This window comes from Streptomyces sp. AB3(2024), assembly GCF_041862025.1.
Lineage (GTDB): Bacteria > Actinomycetota > Actinomycetes > Streptomycetales > Streptomycetaceae > Streptomyces.
In genome coordinates this window covers 1-389 of record NZ_JBGWAB010000358.1, presented here as the reverse complement: position 1 = coordinate 389, position 389 = coordinate 1, and the positions used below count along the sequence as shown (strand labels likewise).

General features: G+C 69.7%; 1 protein-coding gene. It reads left to right on the top strand.

Annotated features, from left to right (window positions below; genetic code table 11):
• On the top strand, positions 1–389 hold a 389-nt coding region (locus ACEPPI_RS40755; RefSeq protein ID WP_373920277.1), incomplete at both ends, for an acyltransferase domain-containing protein.

The following is a 389-nucleotide window of genomic DNA, read 5'->3' as shown; positions in this document are numbered from 1 at the left end:
TGGGGCGCGGTCGGGTATGCCGGTGGTGCCGTGGGTGCTGTCGGGTAAGAGTGCGGGGGCGTTGCGGGCGCAGGCGGAGCGGTTGGCGGGTCTGCCGGGTCTGGTGGATGTGGATCCGGTGGATGTGGGGTGGTCGTTGGCGTCGTCGCGTGCGGGTTTGGAGCATCGTGCGGTGGTGCTCGGGGATCATGCGGCGGGTGTGCGGGCGGTGGCTTCGGGTGCGCTGGCGGCCGGTGTGGTGTCGGGTTCGGTGGTGGGCGGGAAGACGGTGTTCGTTTTCCCGGGTCAGGGTTCGCAGTGGTTGGGGATGGCGGCTGGGCTGTTGGAGTCCTCGCCGGTGTTCGCAACCCGGGTGGAAGAGTGTGCGAAGGCGCTGGAGCCCTTTACCG